19 protein-coding genes are annotated in these 19489 nt (G+C 67.0%); 11 read left to right on the plus strand and 8 right to left on the minus strand.

What is annotated here, in order from left to right; genetic code table 11:
• The first annotated feature begins 25 nt into the window (after positions 1–25).
• From EO141_RS13630 to EO141_RS13660, 6 genes are all read left to right on the plus strand, one after another.
• On the plus strand, positions 26–178 hold the full coding sequence (locus EO141_RS13630) for an entericidin A/B family lipoprotein (protein ID WP_127169457.1): 153 nt from the start codon (positions 26–28) through the stop codon (positions 176–178).
• Between the two features lie 78 nt (positions 179–256).
• Positions 257–391 (plus strand): entericidin A/B family lipoprotein, encoded by a 135-nt coding sequence (locus tag EO141_RS13635; RefSeq protein ID WP_016904515.1) that lies wholly within the window; start codon positions 257–259, stop codon positions 389–391.
• Between the two features lie 239 nt (positions 392–630).
• Entirely contained in the window at positions 631–840 is a 210-nt protein-coding gene (locus EO141_RS13640) for a CsbD family protein (RefSeq protein WP_016904514.1), read from the plus strand.
• 193 nt (positions 841–1033) lie between these two features.
• Positions 1034–2323, plus strand: coding sequence for a tryptophan--tRNA ligase (locus EO141_RS13645; RefSeq protein WP_104584248.1), 1290 nt, complete (start codon positions 1034–1036; stop codon positions 2321–2323).
• Between the two features lie 57 nt (positions 2324–2380).
• On the plus strand, positions 2381–3325 hold the full coding sequence (locus EO141_RS13650; protein WP_104584250.1) for an MBL fold metallo-hydrolase: 945 nt from the start codon (positions 2381–2383) through the stop codon (positions 3323–3325).
• Positions 3326–3640: 315 nt separating this feature from the next.
• Positions 3641–5335, plus strand: a complete 1695-nt coding sequence (locus tag EO141_RS13660) for a M28 family metallopeptidase (protein WP_164739224.1) — start codon at positions 3641–3643, stop codon at positions 5333–5335.
• Between the two features lie 123 nt (positions 5336–5458).
• Here EO141_RS13660 and EO141_RS13665 read toward each other — a convergent pair whose 3' ends face one another.
• A complete protein-coding gene (locus tag EO141_RS13665) occupies positions 5459–5842 on the minus strand; it encodes a Rap1a/Tai family immunity protein (RefSeq protein WP_232087887.1) in 384 nt (127 codons plus the stop codon).
• A 117-nt stretch (positions 5843–5959) separates the two neighbouring features.
• On the opposite strand from EO141_RS13665, the gene yedA reads away from it, so the two are divergent.
• Positions 5960–6856, plus strand: coding sequence for a drug/metabolite exporter YedA (gene yedA / locus EO141_RS13670; RefSeq protein WP_126943101.1), 897 nt, complete (start codon positions 5960–5962; stop codon positions 6854–6856).
• Entirely contained in the window at positions 6853–7764 is a 912-nt protein-coding gene (rarD, locus tag EO141_RS13675) for an EamA family transporter RarD (RefSeq protein WP_127169460.1), read from the plus strand. The genes yedA and rarD overlap by 4 nt, the downstream gene beginning before the upstream one ends.
• A gap of 253 nt (positions 7765–8017) precedes the next feature.
• Here the strand turns inward: rarD and EO141_RS13680 are convergent, their stop codons facing one another.
• From EO141_RS13680 to EO141_RS13700, 5 genes are all read right to left on the minus strand, one after another.
• Positions 8018–9133, minus strand: a complete 1116-nt coding sequence (locus EO141_RS13680) for an alpha/beta fold hydrolase (protein ID WP_104584260.1) — start codon at positions 9131–9133, stop codon at positions 8018–8020.
• Between the two features lie 184 nt (positions 9134–9317).
• Positions 9318–10643, minus strand: coding sequence for an ABC transporter permease (locus tag EO141_RS13685; RefSeq protein ID WP_164739210.1), 1326 nt, complete (start codon positions 10641–10643; stop codon positions 9318–9320).
• Between the two features lie 7 nt (positions 10644–10650).
• On the minus strand, positions 10651–11811 hold the full coding sequence (locus tag EO141_RS13690; RefSeq protein ID WP_127169461.1) for an ABC transporter permease: 1161 nt from the start codon (positions 11809–11811) through the stop codon (positions 10651–10653).
• 12 nt (positions 11812–11823) lie between these two features.
• Complete coding sequence (locus EO141_RS13695; protein WP_104584264.1) at positions 11824–12513, minus strand: ABC transporter ATP-binding protein; 690 nt, start codon at positions 12511–12513, stop codon at positions 11824–11826.
• Between the two features lie 383 nt (positions 12514–12896).
• A complete protein-coding gene (locus tag EO141_RS13700; protein ID WP_164739211.1) occupies positions 12897–14141 on the minus strand; it encodes an efflux RND transporter periplasmic adaptor subunit in 1245 nt (414 codons plus the stop codon).
• Between the two features lie 431 nt (positions 14142–14572).
• Here EO141_RS13700 and EO141_RS13705 point away from each other — a divergent pair, with 431 nt between their 5' ends.
• The 3 genes from EO141_RS13705 (at position 14573) to EO141_RS13715 (ending at position 17420) form a co-directional block, all read left to right on the plus strand.
• A complete protein-coding gene (locus tag EO141_RS13705) occupies positions 14573–15760 on the plus strand; it encodes a sensor histidine kinase (RefSeq protein WP_127169462.1) in 1188 nt (395 codons plus the stop codon).
• 91 nt (positions 15761–15851) lie between these two features.
• Positions 15852–16454 (plus strand): response regulator transcription factor, encoded by a 603-nt coding sequence (locus tag EO141_RS13710; RefSeq protein ID WP_127169463.1) that lies wholly within the window; start codon positions 15852–15854, stop codon positions 16452–16454.
• Positions 16455–16631: 177 nt separating this feature from the next.
• Positions 16632–17420, plus strand: a complete 789-nt coding sequence (locus tag EO141_RS13715) for a ThuA domain-containing protein (protein WP_127169464.1) — start codon at positions 16632–16634, stop codon at positions 17418–17420.
• A gap of 104 nt (positions 17421–17524) precedes the next feature.
• On the opposite strand, the gene EO141_RS13720 is transcribed toward EO141_RS13715, so the two are convergent.
• The gene (locus EO141_RS13720) at positions 17525–18067 is read right to left on the minus strand and encodes a cytochrome b (protein ID WP_127169465.1); all 543 of its coding nucleotides are present in this window, start codon (positions 18065–18067) and stop codon (positions 17525–17527) included.
• The gene (locus EO141_RS13725; RefSeq protein WP_127169466.1) at positions 18064–19158 is read right to left on the minus strand and encodes a catalase family peroxidase; all 1095 of its coding nucleotides are present in this window, start codon (positions 19156–19158) and stop codon (positions 18064–18066) included. The genes EO141_RS13720 and EO141_RS13725 overlap by 4 nt, the downstream gene beginning before the upstream one ends.
• Positions 19159–19489: the final 331 nt, after the last annotated feature.

Here is a 19489-nt window from a genome sequence, read left to right on the forward strand (position 1 = left end):
CCGAACGCAGAACTGAGGAAGACCGATGAAGCGACTGCTGACACTGATGGTACTGGGCCTGTTTTCGGCCGGCGTGATGACTGGCTGCAACACCATGGCTGGCGCCGGCAAGGACATGCAGGGCGCGGGCGAGAAGGTCGAGAAGAAGGCCGACAATTGCAGTGACGGTAGGTGCTGATCCTTGAGTCTTGTTTGATCGTTGTTTGATTTGATTGATCTGCGGCAAGCCGCCGCTTTACCCACGAAGGAGTCTGTTATGAAGCGTGCAATTGTGCTGCTGGTGCTGTCGGTGTTGTCGGTCGGTATGCTGTCGGGTTGCAACACCGTCGCAGGTGCCGGCAAGGACGTGCAGGGCGCCGGCGAGAAGGTGGAAGACGCTGCGCGCAAGTAATCGAGCGCTGCATGCAGAAAGAACGGGCCGCAAGGCCCGTTTTTTTTGTCCGACGTTCTGCGCACGCAGGGCTGCGATGAGGTGTGAGGGCACAGCCCATGCGAACAAGGTGCGCCGCAAGCGCAGGCAACCGTTCAGTGCGGTGAGTACGGGTTTGACGGCTTTTGATCCGCGGCGAACGGGGCCGGGGGCAAGCTGCGCATACGGTCAATCGCGGCCGCATCAGCGGAGTCGACGCAATGAACACTGACATCATTTCCGGCAAGTGGACCCAGCTCAAGGGCAAGGCGCAGGCCAAGTGGGGCGACCTCACCGACGACGATTTCAAGGTGGCCGAAGGCAATGCCGAGTATCTGCAGGGCAAGCTCCAGGAGCGCTATGGCTGGGACCGTGATCGTGCCCAGACCGAGGTGCGCGCCTTCGAGAAGTCGCTGCGCGACGACACCTGACGGTGTCGCTTCACTGCGTCCAGCCACCGCGATGAGACAGTGGTGACGGCGCATTGCACACGACGGGCCGCTTGATGCGGCCCGTTGCGCGTCTGCCGCCGGCGCAGGCGGCAGCAGGCATCCAACGCGGTTGCGTCCATGCCAGGGGCGCGGAAACGCTAAACTTGCGTGCTGACTCCCTGGCCTTACGCAGATGACCACTCGCGTCCTTACCGGCATCACCACCTCCGGCACCCCGCATCTGGGCAATTACGTCGGTGCGATCCGCCCGGCCATCCAGGCCAGTGCGGCGGCCGATGCGGAGAGCTTCTACTTCCTGGCCGACCTGCACAGCCTGATCAAGGCGCAGGACCCGGCGCGGACGCAACGCTCCACGCTGGAGATCGCCGCCAGCTGGCTGGCCTGCGGCCTGGACCCGGAAACGGTGTGGTTCTATCGCCAGTCCGATGTGCCGGAAACCACCGAGTTGCTGTGGTTGCTGACCTGCGTGGCCGGCAAGGGCATCCTCAACCGTGCGCATGCCTACAAGGCGGCGGTGGACAAGAATCGCGCCGATGGCGAGGACGAGGACGCGGGCGTGACCGCCGGCTTGTTCATGTATCCGGTGCTGATGGCCGCAGACATCCTGATCTTCAACGCGCACAAGGTGCCGGTGGGACGCGACCAGATCCAGCATATCGAGATGGCGCGCGATTTCGCCCAGCGCTTCAACCACGTGTATGGCCGCGACTTCTTCACCCTGCCCGAGGCGGTGATCGATGAGCAGGTCTCGACCTTGCCGGGTCTGGATGGCCGCAAGATGAGCAAGAGCTACGGCAACACGATTCCGCTGTTCGCCCCGCGCGAGGAACTGCGCAAGCTGGTGTTCTCCATCCTCACCGATTCGCGCGCACCGGGCCAGGCCAAGGACACGCAGGGGTCGGCGTTGTTCCAGTTGTACCAGGCCTTTGCCACGCCGCAGGAAACGGCCGCCTTTGCGCAGGCCTTTGCCGATGGTATCGGCTGGGGCGATGCCAAGCAGCAGCTGTTCGAGCGGATCGATCAGGAGATCGCACCGCTGCGCACGCGCTATGACGCGTTGATGGCCGAGCCGGGCAAGATCGAGGCGATTCTGCGCGCCGGTGGCGCACGTCTGCGCGCACGCTACGCCACGCCGTTCCTGGCCGAGCTGCGTGCTGCGGTGGGCCTGCGCGACCTGTCCAGCCAGGGCGATGCGGCCGCGCCGGCGGTGGGCGAGAAGAGCGCACCGCCGGTGTTCAAGCAGTACCGCGAGAGCGATGGGCAGTTCTATTTCAAGTTGACCGATGGCGCGGGCGCGTTGCTGCTGCACAGCGATGGCTTCGCCTCGCCACGCGATGCGGGCCAGCTGATCGCGCGGCTGAAACAGGCCGAGCAGGGCAGCGACCTGCAATTGCCGGGCGTGCATGCGCAGGTGGAGGCGGAGTTGATCCTGGCGGCGCTGCGCGTGTTGCGCGAGGCGTAACGACATGCGTGGAACCCATGGCTAGACTGGGGCCTCTCGCATAGCCGTGGAGGAGCAATGACAGCGATTGCCGATTCCAGCATCCAGACCATCGACACCGGCTTTGGCGGTGTGCAGTTCGATGCGGCGTACCTGATCGTCGAGGCGCAACGGGGTGCCTTCGTCGATTGCGGCACTTCGCTGTCGGTGCCGCAGATGCTGGCCGCGTTGCAGTCGGCCGGGCTGACGCCTGCGCAGGTGGACTGGCTGATCCTGACCCATGTGCATCTGGATCACGCCGGCGGTGCGGGTGCCTTGCTGCAGCACCTGCCCAATGCGCGGGTACTGGTGCATCCGCGCGGCGCGCCGCACATGATCGATCCGACCCGGCTGATTGCCGGTGCCACGGCGGTGTACGGCGAGGCGGAAATGGCGCGCAGCTACGGCGCGATCGTGCCGGTACCGGCCGAGCGCGTGGTGGAAGCGGCCGACGGACAGACCGTGATGCTGGGCGAGCGCGCGCTGCGCACCATCGAGACGCCCGGCCACGCGCGGCATCATCTGTGCGTATGGGATGCGCGCAGCCGCAGCTGGTTCACTGGCGACACCTTCGGCCTGTCGTATCGCCAGCTTGATAGCGCGCAAGGCGCCTTTATCCTGCCGACCTCCTCGCCGGTGCAGTTCGAGCCGGAGGCGATGCTGCAGTCGATCGCGCGGCTGATGGAGGCCGCGCCGCAGGCGATGTATCTCACCCATTACGGCCGGGTCGAATCGCCGGCACCGCTGGCGCAGGCGCTGGTCGAGCAGATCCATGCGATGACCGCCATCGCGCTCGCTTGCGCGCAGCGCGCCGATCGCCATCGCTGCATGGTGGAGGCGCTGACCGACCTGTATCTGCAGCGCGCCCGCCTGCATGGCTGCCGCCTGGACGATGCGCGCGTGGCGCAGTTGCTGGGTACCGATATCGAACTCAATGCGCAGGGCCTGGCCTGCTGGCTGGACCGCGCGACGCGTACGAATTAGCGCGCCTGGAGCGGGTAACGCCTCACCAGGCGAACGCTGTCGCGAGTCGTAGCCTCGCGTGGCTGCAGTCAAAGGCCGAGTCAGTCGAGCGTGCGGCGCCCTCGCCGCTTGCGGGGCACGCCGTGAACCCGTCCGTGGGGGCTCGTGGCGGCATCCATGCTGCCACGGTCCCGCAACCGGCGAGGACACCGCACCAGACCGTTTGCAGGTTGCTTTCTTGAAAGCGTGTTGTTCGGCTTGCGGTGGCAGGCGAGAGGTTGCAGGTTGCGTATGCAAGGCGTGTCTGCTGTCCCGTGGCGGGCGCGCGCTTGTAAACTGTGTGTCATCTATCTGTTGCAAGGCCACGCCGTGAATCCGATGCGCATCCTGTTGTTGTCCGCCTGCCTGTTCGTGGGAGGCGTGGCGCAGGCCGCCAACGATCTGCCCGGTGGCGGCATCGATGCCGAAGCGCTGTCGCGGCATGTGCGCCTGCTGGCATCGGATGAGTTCGAGGGCCGTGCGCCGGCCAGTGCCGGCGAGCAGCGCACGGTCGATTACCTGGTCGAGCAGTTCAAGGCCGGCGGCCTGCAGCCGGGTGGCGAGCAGGGCGGCTGGACCCAGGCGGTGCCCTTGGTACGCGCGCAGGTGGACGGCCCGGTGCGCGCCAGCCTGCGTGTCGGCGGCAAGACCCAGGCGCTGGTCAATGGCAGCGATGTGACCTTGCAGAGCCTCCGTCCACAGGACGCGGTGCGCTTGAAGAATGCACCGCTGGTGTTCGTGGGCTACGGCATCAGCGCGCCGGAGCGGCAGTGGGACGACTACAAGGGCGTGGACCTGCGCGGCAAGATCGCGGTGGTGCTGATCAACGATGCCGACTTTGAATCCAGCCAGCCGAGCGCCTTCGATGGCAAGGCGGTGACCTACTACGGCCGCTGGACCTACAAGTACGAAGAGGCCGCGCGTCGCGGCGCCGCCGGCGTGTTGATCGTGCATGAGACTGCGCCGGCCGCGTACGGCTGGGCGACGGTGCAGAGTTCGGGCCTGTCGCCGTTGTTCGATATCGAACGCAGCGACGCCGATGCAAAGGCGCAGCACGTACCGGTACGTGGCTGGATGCAGCAGGCATTGGCGGCGTCGCTGTTCCAGCGCGCCGGGCTGGATTTTGCGCAGGCCAAGCAGCGCGCGCAGCAGCGCGACTTTGCACCGATGGCGTTGGGCGATGCGACGCTGTCGGTGGACTTCAAGCTCAAGCGCGAGCGCGTGGTCACGCACAACGTGGTGGCCAAGCTCACCGGCAGCCAGCATCCGGACGAGACGGTGATCTTCTCCGCGCACTGGGATGCGTTCGGCGTGGGCAAGGCCGATGCCGGCGGCGACACGGTACGTCGTGGCGCGGTGGACAACGCCACCGGCGTGGCCAGCGTGCTGGAGCTGGCACGCGTGTTTGCCGCCGGCCCCAAGCCGCAGCGCACGCTGTACTTCATCGCGTTGACGGCGGAAGAGAAGGGCCTGCTCGGCGCCAATTACTACGCCGCCCATCCGCTGGCGCCGTTGGACAAGACCGTGGCGGTGCTCAACATGGAAATGTTCAGCCCCGATGGCCCCACCCGCGATATCGCCTCGTGGGGACGCGGACGGGTGTCGCTGGAAGGCGATCTGGAAACCGCGGCCAAGGCGCGCGGCCGCAGCTATTCGCCGGACCCGAATCTGGAAGCGGGCTTCTTCTACCGCGCCGACCATTTCGCCTTTGCGCGCATGGGCGTGCCGGCGATCACCGCAGGGCCCGGTCTGGACATGCTCGAAGGCGGCGTGGCGGCCGGCAAGGCGCTGCGCGACAAGTACTTTGCCGAGTGCTATCACCAGCCCTGCGACCGCTGGACCCCGCAATGGGACGCCAGCGGCCACGCGGCCGACACCACCCTGGTCTACGACGTGGGCGTGGCGCTGGCCAACGGCCGGCAGTGGCCGAGCTGGCAGGACGGTTCGGAGTTCAAGGCGATCCGCGCCAGCAGCGATGCCGCGCGCAAGTAAGGCCAGCGGTGTTCAAACGCCTGGTGCGTCCAAGCCGGCGCGCCGAGTGATTCGCGCGGCGCATGTGCACCACATCCGGCCATTGCATGGCGGTGTGTCGAGCTGGCTTCTGGCGACCGCCCGCTACTTGCGGCACGGATAGCGCTTGGCCAGCGCCTGTACGATCAATGCGGGTGCGGCCTCGTCCAGGCGCGCATCCGGCAGCGCGCCGATATCGGCGATGATCGCCTGCAGATCCGGCGGGCCGCTTTTGCCGGCCGGCATGCACCAGTGCGTGCGGTAGCTGCTGCTGGCGACGCCTAGCAGGTAGGCGCCGGCGCGGTTTGCCGAGAGCATGACCTTGAGTTCGGTTTGTTCGGGCGCGATTTCCGGCGCCAACGAACCGTCCAGCCCGGCCTCGAGCAGTTTGCGCCCGCTGGGTTCCCAGGGTTCGGGGACGCGCGCAGACGCACTGGCCGATAGCACGGTCAGGGCGGCAAAGGTCAACCAGGTGACGTGACGCTGCATGGGCACTCCGAGCCGGGGATCACTGCGCACCATAACGCGGCAGGCGCCTGAGCGCGTAGCCGTTGGCGTGGGCAGGTGATCTAGAATTGAAGCTTCTGCTGCACTTGGCAATCTCCGATGTCCTCTTCACACGATGCTGCTGTGCCTGCGCGCAGCGGCCTGGTCGTTGTCGCTTTGTTGCTGGTCTATGTGGTCTGGGGCTCGACCTATCTGGCGATCCGCTTTGCGCTGGAAGGCGGCGCGCTGCCGCTGACCATGGTGTCCGGGACGCGTTTCATCGTGGCCGGCACGGTGTTGTATGCGGTGTTGCGCTGGCGTGGTGTGGCCGCGCCGACACCTGCGCAGTGGAAGAACGTGGCGATGATGGGCGCGGCCCTGCTGTTGCTGGGCAACGGCATGGTGGTGCTGGCCGAGCGCAGCGTCTCGTCCGGCCTGGCCGCCACGTCGGTGGCGTCGGTGCCGCTGTGGATGGCCTTGTTCGGCGCCGTGCGCGGGCAGCACGCCAGCCGTGGCGAATGGCTGGGCATCGTGGTCGGCTTTCTGGGCGTGGTCTGGCTCAATGCCGGCAGCAGCCTGACCGCCACGCCGGGCGGGCTGGTGTTATTGCTGATTGCGCCGATCGGCTGGGCATTCGGCTCGGTGTGGTCGCGCGGACGCGACCTGCCGTCGCCGTTCATGACCGCCGCCGGGCAGATGCTGTGCGGCGGCGTGTTGCTGGTCGGCACCGGCCTGCTGATCGGCGAACGCCCACAGCGCCTGCCGACCCCGCAGGGGCTGCTGGCCGTGGCCTACCTGTGCGTGTTCGGCTCGATCGTGGCGTTCACCGCCTACGTGTGGCTGCTGCATCACGTGCGCCCGGCGTTGGCCGGCAGCTACGCCTACGTCAACCCGGTGATTGCGGTGGCGTTGGGCGCCTGGCTGGGGCATGAGCGTTTCAGCGCGCACGACATCGGCGCGATGGCGGTGATCCTGTCCGGCGTGCTGGTGGTGACGCTGGCAAAGGCGCGGCGATGACGGTGGTTTCGCCGATCGAGGCACGCCGCGGACTGCTGATCACCGCATCGACCTTCGTGATCTGGGGCCTGGTGCCGCTGTACTGGCATCTGCTCAAGGCGGTGCCGTCGCTGCAGATCATCGCGCACCGCATCGTCTGGAGTGCGTTGCTGGTGGTGGTGTGGTTGCTGGCCACCTCGGGCCTGCGCTGGTGGCGCGCTGTCGCCACGCAGCCGCGCGCGCTGTGGATGCTGGCCGGCAGCAGCGTGGCGATCGCGTTCAACTGGGGCCTGTACATCTGGGCGATCAACGCCGGGCATGTGATCGAGGCCAGCCTGGGCTATTTCATCAATCCGCTGCTGAGCGTGTTGCTGGGCGTGCTGGTGCTGGAGGAACGCCTGCAGCGCATTCAATGGGTGGCGGTGGTGTGCGCGGCGGTGGGCGTGCTGTGGCTGACCCTGGATGCCGGTGCACCGCCGTGGATCGCGCTGGGGCTGGCGCTCTCGTTCGGTGCCTACGGCCTGCTGCGCAAGCTGGTGGCGGTGGATCCGGTGGCCGGGCTGGGCGTGGAAAGCGTGTATCTGTTCGTGCCGGCACTGCTGCTGGCGGGCTGGGGCGAGCAGGGCCACGGCGGTGCCTTCCTGAGCGGCTGGGACCTGCGCACCGATCTGTTGCTGATCTTCGGCGGCGTGTTGACCGCGGTGCCGCTGATCGGGTTTGCGTATGGCGTGCGGCGGATTCCGCTGTCGTTGGTGGGCATCCTGCAGTACATCGCGCCGAGCCTGCAGTTGCTGCTGGGCGTGTGGTTCTTCCACGAGCCGTTCGATCAGGGGCGCGCGATCGGGTTTGCCGCGATCTGGGTCGGGCTGCTGCTGTTCGTCGGCGATAGCGTGTGGCGGTCGCGGCGGCCGGCTGTGGCGGTGCCGTAAGCATCGGTGGTGCGCGCTCGGGGTGAGCGCGCAGCGACGGCGTCACGTGGCGGGCAGCAATGCGGTTGCGCGCTCCGTGCAGCCTGCCGCCGGGCCACTTCCCGTCTGGATGCAGGGCGACCAGCAGAGCACTACGCTCGGTGCCATGCGGGCGTGGTCGCTGCCCGCAATCGGCATGTCCCTCACACACGCAGGCTGAGAGCGTACGGTCAGCTCCGGCCTGCCGACCGCGCGAGGTTCTTGTCGGCCGCCCTCAGCCGCGCGGCGCCGATGCCGGTGCCGCCACCGCGAGCGTGGAGGTCGGCAGTGCCTGCGGGGCAGGGCAGTGGTTCGGATCCTGCTGCGTCTGCGCCAGCCACTGGTCGATCGGCCCGCCCAGCAGATCCAGTCGTAGCGGCAGGCTCAGATGGGTTTCGCCGGGCAGCTCGACGTAGTGCGCGCGCGGGCTGGCCAGCGCCAGCGCACGTCCATGCGCCACCGGGATGTGCTGATCGGCATCGCCATGCACCAGCAGCACGCAGCTGCGGGTGTCGGCCAGGGCGTGCGCGACATCGACGTGGTCCAGATCCAGCTGCAGCTGGCGGTCGGCGGCAGCGATTACCGCATCGAGATCCTGGTCGGCATAGCGCCAGCGCGCATACGCGGCCACCGCCTGCCCGCGCCAGCCGTTCGGTTGGCTGGCGAGCAGGTGCGGCACCATGTCGCGAATGCCGCGCCCGGCGTTGGCGAAGGACTCCATCGCCACCACGCCGGTCACGCGCGGCCCGAGCTTGTCGGCGGTGAACAGCGCGGTGGCGGCGCCGTAGGAAATGCCGAACAGGTACAGCGGGCCGCGGATCTCGCCGCGCGGCTGCAGCGCATCGAGCACATCGATGACGTCGTCGGATTCGCGCGTGCCGTAGCCGGACGGACCGCCGCCGGAATGGCCGTGGTTGCGCAGGTCGATGGTGATCACCCGGTAGCCGGCCTGGGCCAGTTCCAGCGACCACGGCAGCAGCGAATCGCCATCCATCATCCAGCCATGCAACAGCACCACGGTGCCGCGCGGCGTCGGCGGGGGGGCGGTGGGCACCTTGAAACTGAAATCCACATCCAGCGCATGCGCCGGATCGTGGCGCTGGCCGAGATAGCGGTAGTGCATGGCGTACTGGCCGGGGTCGATCGCGCGCCAGAAGATCGGCACCTGGTCGCGCGTGACCACATGCCCGCTGCGGTTGGGCACCGTGGCGATGGTGGCGGCAATGCGCTCGGCATCCAGCAACGGCGAAGTGCCACCGGGCGCAACCAGGCGTTCGCTGAGCGAGGTGGAGGACGAAGAACAGCCGGCCAGCCACAGGCAGGCGCAGGCCAGCAGAATCAGGCGCGTCATGGGCACGATCGATGGATGCAACGGCCGAGCAGCCTAAGGTCCGCCCGCCCGCGCATCTACCGCACTGCAGTGACAAAACGATGACAGCCTGCACTAGGTTCAGCCGCAGCAGCGCACTTGCTCCGCTTTGGCTGTCACGAATCCCCACTCCCGATTCCCGATTCCCGGCGGGCCAAGGCCCGCGCTACACCTCACGCAAGGCCGTCGTGATCGGCAAGCGCGCTGCACGCAAGGCCGGAAACAGCCCGCCGACCAGGCCAATGCCCAGCGCCCATTTCAGCCCGCTCCACAACAGCTCCGGCGAGACCTTGAACTGGAACACGATCTGGCTGAAGTTGCTGCCCAGCGTGGACACGCTGTAGCCATTGAAGATGGCCCAGGCGATCAGGCCACCGAGCAAGCCGCCCAGCAGCGCCAGCAGCATGGTCTCCAGCATCAGCGCCATGATCACCGGCGTGCCGCGAAAGCCGATCGCGCGCATCGTGGCGATCTCGCGCGCCCGCGTGGCCACTGCCGCATACATGGTGTTGAGCGCGCCGAACACCGCGCCCACCGCCATGATCGCGCCGATCACCGTGCCCAGCACGCTGATCAACCTGTTCAAGCCGCCGCCCTGTTTGCCGTAGTAGGCGCGGGTGGTTTCCACATCCAGTTTGAGCCGCGGGTCGGCTGCCATGGCGGTCTTGAACTGGCTGAAACCGGCCTTGCCGGTGGTGCGTACGCTGATCGACTGATAGGCGCTGCGGTTGTAGGTGGTGGCCAGCGTCTGCGCGTCGGTCCACAGCTCCGAATCGTGCGCATCGCCGGAGGCGAACACGCCGACCACGGTCCATTGCTGGCTGCCGAGGGTGAGCGTCCTGCCCAGCTCCAAGCCACGGAACTGATTCAATGCGCCCTTGCCGACCACGATCTCGCGCAGGCCGGTGGTGAAGCGCCGGCCCTGCACCAGCCTGACCTTGGCGTGCACCGCCCAGGCCTGTTCGCCCACGCCACGCACCTGCGCGTTGACGTCGGTGCCATCGGACTTGGAGGCGATGTTGACCACTTGCGAGAGCTCCGGCGACAGCAGCGGGCGGCCCCTGGCATCGGCGGCGATGCCGGGCAGGCTGCTGACCAGCGGCACCAGCTCGCGCGTGATCACCGAGTTGGTCTCGGCCTGCGAGCCGCCGCGCAACACAATGGCGGTGGTGTCGTCGCCGGTGCTGTTGAGCGTGGCCTGGAAGCCCTGGCCCATCGCCAGCATCGCCACCAGCACCCCGACCACACCGGCGATGCCGACCACGATCACCGAGCTGGCACCCCAGCGTTGCGGCAGCGTGGCGATGCCGATACGTGCGGCGGCCAGTGACAGCCGGCCGCTGCGTGTGGCCAGCAGCCACACCGCCAGCAACGCTGCGATGACCAGCACGCCGATCCAGGGCAATGCGATCCACACACCCAGCCCGGCGGCCAGCGCCACGACCGACAGCAGATTGACGAAACGGTTCTTCCATTTGGTTTGCATCTGCATGCTCCTGTCAGCGGCCGGCGAGGGCATCGACGATCTTCAAGCGCTGCGCGCGTCGCGCCGGCAGCACACCCACCACGATGCCGATGCCGGCCATCAGGCCCAGCCCGACCAACCAGGTCTGCAGCGGCACGCTCTGCACCGGCATCACCCCGCCGCTGCGCGCGGCCACCAGCGGGATCACCAGCGCTGCCAGGCCCATGCCGATCAGCCCGCCCAGCCCGATCAACAGCACCGATTCGACCATCACCAGACTCAACACCGTGCGGTCCTGAAAGCCCAGCGTCTTGAGCGTGGCCAGTTCCGGAATGCGCTCGCGCACCGCCTGCGCCATGGTGTTGCCGGTCAGCAGCAGCAAGGTGAAGAACACCGCGGCCATGATCGAGGTGACGATCAGGCCGATATCGGCGAACTGCTTGATGAAGGCCTGCTGGAACGCCGATTCGGTCTGCGACTTGGTTTCGTGATCGGAGTTGGCCGACAACGCATCGATGGCCTGCGCCACGCGCGAGGCCTGGTCGGCGTTGGCCAGCGTCACCGTGTACCAGCTGACCTTGCTCTTGATGTAGTCGTTGGACTCGTCGAAGTATTTCCAGTTCATCATCAACTGGCGCTCCTGGTTGGCCGCCACCGCGCGGTCTTTCATGCGGAAGATGCCGACCAGTTGCAGCGGCCAGTCGTTGCTGCCGCCACGCGGAAAGATGGTGGCCTGCAGCGGAATGGTGTCGCCGATCTTCCAGCCATTGGCCTTGGCCAGGGTCTCGCCGACGATGGCGCCGGTACGCGTGGTCTGGAATGCCTTCAGCTGCTCCCTGGGCAACTCGTACTCGCTGTAGACGTCGAAGAAATTCGGCGCCACCGAAAAGTTCGGGAAGAAGTTCTTCGGGTCGCGGTAGATCCCGCCGAACCACATCGCCGAGGTCACATCGCGCACGCCCGGCACGCTGCGGATCTGCGGCTCCAGGCTGATCGGCAGCGACTGGGTGATCGACAGGCGCGAGGCCACCACCAGGCGGTTCACGCCGCTGACATTGCCGCCGGCGGTGAAGGCCACGCGCACCGAATCGAGCATGCCGAACAGCAGGAATGCCGCCACCACCGACAGCAAGGTCAACAAGGTGCGCGTCTTGCTGCGGAACAACTGCGCCCACACCAGCGAGAGATACTTCATGGCATCACTCCGTTAGAGCGCAAGCGGCGCGTCGGCCAGCTCGCCCTTGTCCAGATGGATGGTATGGGTGGCGTACTCGGCGGCCTTGGGGTCGTGGGTCACCATCACGATGGTCTTGCCGTGTTCGCGATTGAGTTCCTGCAGCAGGCGCAGGATCTCCTCGGCGTTGTGGCGATCCAGGTCGCCGGTGGGTTCGTCGCAGATCAGGAAGGTGGGATCGGACACGATCGCGCGCGCAATCGCCACGCGTTGCTGCTGGCCGCCGGACAGTTCGCTGGGCTTGTGGTTGCGGCGTTCCTGCAGGCCGACCAGGGTCAGCGCGATTTCCGCATTGCGCTTGCGCTGCGCGGCGGTGAGCGCGGTGAGCAGCAACGGCAGTTCCACATTTTTTTGCGCGGTGAGCATCGGCATCAGGTTGTAGAACTGGAACACGAAGCCGACGTGGTGACTACGCCAGGTCGCGAGCTGGCCGCCGCTCATGCGGTCGATGCGCTCACCCTGGATCTCGATCTCGCCACCGCTGGGGCTGTCCAGGCCGCCGATCAGGTTGAGCAAGGTGGTCTTGCCCGAACCGGACGGACCCATCAACGCGACGAAGTCGCCGCTGGCAATCTCCAGGTCGATGCCGTGCAGCACCTGCACCTGCTCGGGGCCGCGTTGGTAGGTCTTGGTGATGTTGCGCAAGCTGACGAGAGCGGTCATGGCGACTCCTGACGGTGCAAGGGAAAGAGGCAAGCGCGATGCAGCATGGCGACCGCGCTGGCATGAGACGGCAACACGGCGATGCGATGACGGTGACGGTAACGCGGCAAGACGGTGCGAGGCTTGCTGACGACGGACGCAACTGCTGGGTGAAAAACGGCGACGACGCATGGCGGCGGCGAGCCAAGCGTGGTTCTGCAATGAACAATGACAAATGCGGATCGCGATCGACCGCGTTCCTTGCGCCATTGCGACATCGCTGTGTGCGATCACAACGCCATCCAGGCGCAACGAGCGCATACGCCGCCGGCTGCCACTATGGGCGCCGCGCTCGCCGCAGCGGCGTTGCTGCCCAGCGTTGTTGACTGCAATATCCGTTGTGGTTATTCGGCAGCGTCCGCTTCCGCCTCGGCCACCGTGTCACCGTCTTTCAGGCCTTGCGGCGGATCCAGCACCACGCTGTCGCCTGCACTCAAGCCCGATACCACCTGGCGGTCCTGGCCCATCACCATGCCGGGAGTGACCGTCCTTGCGGTGACGGTGTTGCGCTCGCCAAGCACGAACGCGACCGTGCGCGTGTCGCGTTCGACCAGCGCCGCACCCGGCACGCGCACGCCCTGCGGCTTGCTGGCCTCTTGCGTGTTGGCCCGCTCCAGAAAGCTCACCCGCACGCCCATCTCCGGCACGATGCGCGGGTCTTTGAGCTTGAACGCCACGCGCACCTTCACCGTGGCCTTGCCGCGATCGGCGGTGGGAATGATCGCGATCACCTCGCCGGGAATCTTCCATTCCGGGTAGGCGTTGAGCACCGCTTCCACCGGCATCTTCGGCTGCACGCGGCCGATGTAGGACTCGCCCACTTCCACTTCGATCTCCAGCGATTCCATATCCACGATGGTGCCGATGCCGGTGCGGGTGAAGCCGCCGCCGGCCGACAGCGGCGAGACGATTTCGCCGGGCTGGGCGGCCTTGGCGGTGACCACGCCGGCAAACGGCGCACGCACCACGTTGAAGTCCGAGCGGATCGCCGAGATCGCCAGCTGGTCCGATGCCACGCGCACGTTGCGTTGCGCACTCTGCAGCTGTGCGCGCAAGGCATCGCGTTGTGCAGTGGCCTGCTCGTATTGCGAGCGCGACACAAGTTGCGCGCCGACCAGCGATTGCAGGCGCGTCGCATCGGCATTGGCCACCGCCAGCTGCGCCTGCATGTTGTCGACCTGGCTGCGTGCGGCCGACAGTTGCGAAGCCGACAGCGTGCGCTGTGCATCGGCGTCCAGCGGGTCCAGCGTCGCCATCACCTGGCCCTGTTCGACGCGCATGCCTTCCTCGATCATCACCTCGCGCACCTTGCCGGTGACCTGCGCCGACACCGTGGCCATGCGCCGCGCCACCACGTAGCCGGATGCGTCCAGCACCGAGGCGCTGCTGCTGCCGGCGCTGATCGCCACCACCGGTGCGGTCTGCACCTTCATCACTGGGCGTCTGGTGAACCACCACGCCGCGGTCGCCAACAGGATCACGATGACCACCGCGGCGATGATCCAGCCACCGCGCCGTGCAGGTTCAGGGGCAGCAGGACGCTGGCGGTCGATGCGCAGTTGCTTGAGCAGATCGGCAGAAGTATTCATCGATAACCGGGACGGGATGCTGCGCGAAATGTGACCGGACGCGGGCGGCGCCGCAAGCTGCCGGAAGTCACCAATGCAGGGGGGCGACGAGCGGTAGCGTGATCGACGCGGCTGCAAGGTGCTGCGCAGCATGCGACCGTCGCGGCACCTCCACCAGTGACAGCTGTCATCTGCCGTCCATGACAGCGGCAACTGGCCGGGCTTTGCAGCATGCGCGAGGCTGCAGCATCCTCATACTGCCGGATCGGCCATGCGCTGCGTTCATTGCTGTTGTCGGCCTGCGCGATTGCCCGGGTCGGTGCTGTGCAGGATCACCACGAGCGGGCGCGGCGCAGATGCATGAGCGTGCCGGTTCGCAGCGAGCTGCCGCATCGGGCGCCCGGCCGGGCCCGGCAGTGGCAGAATCCGATCACTCACACGGACCCATCCCGATGCGCTTGTCGCTGCCCGCCTGGCTTCGCCCCGCCGCCACGTCGCAGGTTGCCGCACGGCTGGCGCAGGGCCAGTCGCCGTGGATGGATGCCGTGCATCTGCTGTGGTCGAGCTGGGTGTTCGTGGTGCCGGTGTTTTCGCCACGTGGCTACGACAGCACCTGGCTGCTGTGCACCGTGCTGTCGTATCCGGTGTTTCTGCTGTTGTACGCGCGGATGTTGCTGGCGCCGCGCGGCACCCTGTATCGCTACGCCTGGGCGATGGGTGCGCTCAGTGCCGCATTGCTGCCGGTGTATCCGGCGGGGATCAGCTATTTCGTCTTCGCCTGCCTGAGCCTGCGCCCGTCCACACGGCATGCCCTGTGGCGGCACTTCGCGATGCTGGTGGTGATGAACGTGCTCTACCTGGGTTGGGCGCACTGGCTGGGAATGCGCCTGCAATCGCTGGTGTGGTTGCCGGTGTCGGTGCTGGGCATGGCCGGGGTCGGTGCGGTGTACAGCATCAACGAACGCAAGGACGCATTGCTGCGCCTGTCGCAGGACGAAGTGCGCCGGCTGGCGGCCACCGCCGAGCGTGAACGGATTGGCCGCGATCTGCACGATCTGCTCGGCCACACCTTGTCGCTGGTGGCGCTCAAGTCCGATCTGGCCGCGCGTCTGATCGAGCGTGATCCGCAGGGGGCACGCAGCGAGATCGATGCGGTGGCGCAGATTTCGCGCGATGCCCTGGCGCAGGTGCGGCGCGCGGTCACCGGCATTCGCGCGGCCGGGCTGGTGGCCGAACTGGCGTCGGCGCGGGTGTTGCTGGACATGGACGGCATCGTGCTGGAACACGACCTGCAGACGCTGGCATTGCCGCCGGAACACGAAACCGCACTGGCGCTGGTGGTGCGCGAGGCGGCCACCAACGTGCAACGGCATGCGCGGGCCAGACACGTGCGCGTGAGTTTGCGCGCGCACGGCGACCAGGCAGTGCTGGACATCAGCGACGACGGGCGCGGCGGGGTGATCGTGCCCGGCAATGGCCTGGACGGCATGCGCGCACGCCTGCGCGGCCTGGGCGGTGCGCTGGAGGTGGAAGCGCTGCCGCGCGGCATGCGCCTGCGCGCCAGCGTGCCGTTGCCGCAGCCCACACCGGTGCCGGCGCAGCCGCCGGTGCCGGTCCCGCTGGTGACACCGTCGCGCTGATCGCACGCACGTCCACTGCACATCGACCCATGCACGGCAGGCGCCACCGCTGCTATCGTGCGCCACCGTTGTCTGCATACGAGCGCGCGCGATGATCCGGGTGTTGTTGGCCGAAGACCAGGCGCTGTTGCGTGGCGCATTGGTCGCCTTGCTTGGGCTGGAAGACGATATCGAGGTGGTCGGCAGCGCAGGCGACGGCGAAAGTGCCTGGCGCGACCTGCAACGCCTGCAGCCGGACGTGCTGATCACCGATATCGAAATGCCCGGCCTGACCGGCCTGGAACTGGCCCAGCGTATCCAGCGCCAGGCGCTGCCGGTGCGGGTGATGATCGTCACCACCTTCGCCCGCCCGGGATTTCTGCGCCGCGCGCTGGATGCCGGTGTTGCTGCCTATCTGCTCAAGGACGCGCCGGCCGAACAACTGGTCAGCGCACTGCGTCAGGTGCAGCGCGGCAGCCGGGTGATCGACCCGCAACTGGCCCTGGACGCCTGGGTGGAAGCCGACCCCTTGAGCGAACGCGAGCGCACCGTGTTGCGGCTGGCCGGCGAAGGGCGCTCGGCCAGCGAGATCGCGCAGCAGCTGCAGTTGTCGCACGGTACGGTGCGCAACTATCTGTCCGAATGCATCGGCAAGCTGGGCGTGGCCAATCGCATCGAGGCGTATCGGCTGGCCCGGCAGAAAGGCTGGCTGTGAACCGGTGAGGCAGACGCGTTGCGCTGTCAGCGGGCGCAGCGCTGGATGGCATTGGCCATGCACTGCCACGCATCACTCGATCACCGGCGCAGCGGACAGCTATTCCAGATCATGCGCAAAGCATGCCGTGCAGGCGCAGGTACACTGCCGGGCCAGAACGATTTCCGAGCGAACGGCATGAAACCTCTGTGGCTGTTGGGTCTGCTGCTGGCCTGCGCATTCAATGCGTCCGCCGAGCAGTTCAAGATCCTGGTGGCGGCAATTCCCAACCAGTATCACCACGACTACATCCCGGTGGCCAAGCCGCAATTCGAAGCGATGGCGCGCAAGCATTATGTCGAGCTGGTCTGGGCGTGGAATGCCAAGGCCTTTGATGGCGATCTATCGCAATACGCGGCAATCGTGCTGCTCAACACGCCGGCCACCGATCTGGATCCGGCGCAACGTGCGAACTTCCAGAAATACGTGCGCAACGGCGGCGGCGTGGTGGCGGTGCACAAGGCGTTTGCGATCAAGCGTGGCGACTGGGAGTGGTACGACCATCTGATCGGCCGCTCGTTCCGCACCCATCCGTACATGCAGACCGCGATGGTCGACGTGGTGGACCCCAACTTCCCGGCCAGCGCCGGCCTGCCCAGGCGCTGGGTGTGGACCGACGAATGGTACGAATACGATCCGCCGTACAGCGATGACCTGGTCACGCTGCTGACGGTGGACGAGAGCAGCTACGACCCCACGCTGATCTGGCCGGGCCAGGTTGCCAAGGGCATGGGCACCCAGCACCCGGTGGCCTGGTACCACCACTTCGAAGGCGGCCGCGTGTTCGCCACCGCGCTGGGCCATCTGGCCGAGGCCTACAACGACCCGCGTTATTTAGATCATTTATATGGCGGTATTTACTGGGCCGCGACCGGCAAGGGCATCCAGGCACCCGCGCCAGCAGCCAAGACAAAGCGCCAGCGTTAGATCCTGGCCCCTCTCCCGTCGGGAGAGGGGTTGGGGTGAGGGTACGTCCGCGCAGTGAAATCACTCAGCGCAACACGTCTTCCAACACCCACCCATCCAATCCGTCAACGCGCAGACCGCTCCCCGCGCGCCATGCTGGAAAACACGCCATCCCGGCGTACCCAGGCATGGAACAGCGCTGCGCTCAGATGCCCCAGCACGGTGGCGAACAACAGATACGCCAACCAGCCATGCGCGCTGCGCAGCCAGGCGTACAGCGCCGGATCGTGTGGTGCGATCGGCGGCAGGTTCGCACCCGGCCACAGCACGATCGGATACGCACCGGCCGACAGCATCGCCCAGCCGATCAACGGCATCCCCAGCATCAACGCATACAGCAGCCAGTGCGAGGCGATCGCGGCGGCCTTCTGCCAGGCCGGCAGGTCGGCCGGCAGCGGCGGCGGGCGGTGACGCAGGCGGTTGATCAGGCGCAGCACCGCAAGAACCAGGATCGCAATGCCCAGGGGGCGATGCAGGTCGATCAACCACGGCCGCTGCGTCACCGACGCCACCATGCCCACGCCGACGAACAGCATGGTCAGGATCATCGCGGCCATCAACCAGTGCAGGATGCGCGCGGGCAGATTGAAGTGGGAATGGCTGCTCATCGGTGCGCTCCCTGGCCGGTGGCGGCGTTGCCTGTGCCATTGGCGATCTCATGCTCGCGCCGGTTGAACGATTGCGAATACACCGACGAGCGCGCCGCCAGGATCGGGTCGTTCGATCCGGCGATGCCCTTGGGCAGGATCAGCGGGTCGTAATTCAGATCGCGGCACGGGCCGGTGGCCTGCGGTTCGGCATGACCGATCGACACCGTGCCGGCCACGATCTGCTTGCGGCTTTCCGGCCATGGCTGCGAGGGATCGTCCACCGCATCTCCAGGCTCGGCCACGGTCAGCACCATGTCCCAGCGCAGCGGACCCTGCGCCAGGCGCGTGTCCAGGTCGGTGGCGAGAAAATCGCCATCGGCCTGCGCGCGCTGCTCGGCGCTGAGCTCCTTGAACGGCGTATGCGGACGCATCGACCAGCGGATGTAGCGCTCGCGTCCATCGGCCGCAATCGCGCGGAACGCATTCACCCCGTTGTATTGGGTGTTGGCCCAGCTGTTGGACCACGGCGCGGTCTTGGCCCACTGCTGGAACTTGGCCGCTTCCGGATACTGCTTGCCGAACGCGGCCAGCTTGGCCGGATCGGGCTTGCCGGTGGCCGGGTCCGGCCTGGAGGCCACATTCAAGGCCTGAAAACCGGCCGGCGTGGCCACTACGAAGAACGGAAAACTGTTCATCGCGGTGCGCCATTCCTGCCCGTCGTCGCTGCGCAGCAGCAATGCCATGCTGCGTACGCGCGCCGCGCCGTCGGCGCCATGCGGATCACCGCCGCCGATCGACATGCGCCCGAGCACCGGCGTGCTGGCCTGGCTGAAGATGCGTGCCGACGACAGCCAGGTGGCCTTGCCGCTGGCCTTGAACTCCCCGCTCACACACACGCCCTTGGTGTGCGCGCGGCGAAAGCCCGGATGCGGCGGCCCGCTGGCTTCGATGGTGTCGGTCATGCGCGCGGCAGTGAGCCGGTCGCCACCGATCCAGCCGGCGGTCCAGGCGAACGCCACCGCGATACCGCCGGCAATCGCGGCGATACCGAGCAATGGCGCCACAACGCGTGCGCGCTGCGGGGGTGGAGCGGGAGGTGGCAAGTTCATGGCTGGCTCCGGTGGCAATGCGGCAAAGAGTCGATGCGGTGAGGCGTGTGGCACCGTGGTCGCCACCCCGCCCAACCTGCGGCACCGGCACGACCCGTGGGCGCATAGTCCACGCTCCAGTGCGTCTGGTGTGTGATGCCGCGACCAAAGCGGTCGATGAATGATCCAGATGACGGGCAATGGCGCAGCGTGCTCAAGGCACTACGCCATCGACCCGCTCGGCTTGGGGATAGTCAAACGACGCTGAAGCTCGAGCGCTCGCTCGCCTTTGGAGGTAATCGAACAGAGTGGATGCATCGGTTGTGGAGCGGATGATCTGCGGGTTTGCTGC

Source organism: Xanthomonas sp. BRIP62415, from assembly GCF_003993515.1.
Classification (GTDB): Bacteria; Pseudomonadota; Gammaproteobacteria; order Xanthomonadales; family Xanthomonadaceae; genus Xanthomonas; species Xanthomonas euroxanthea.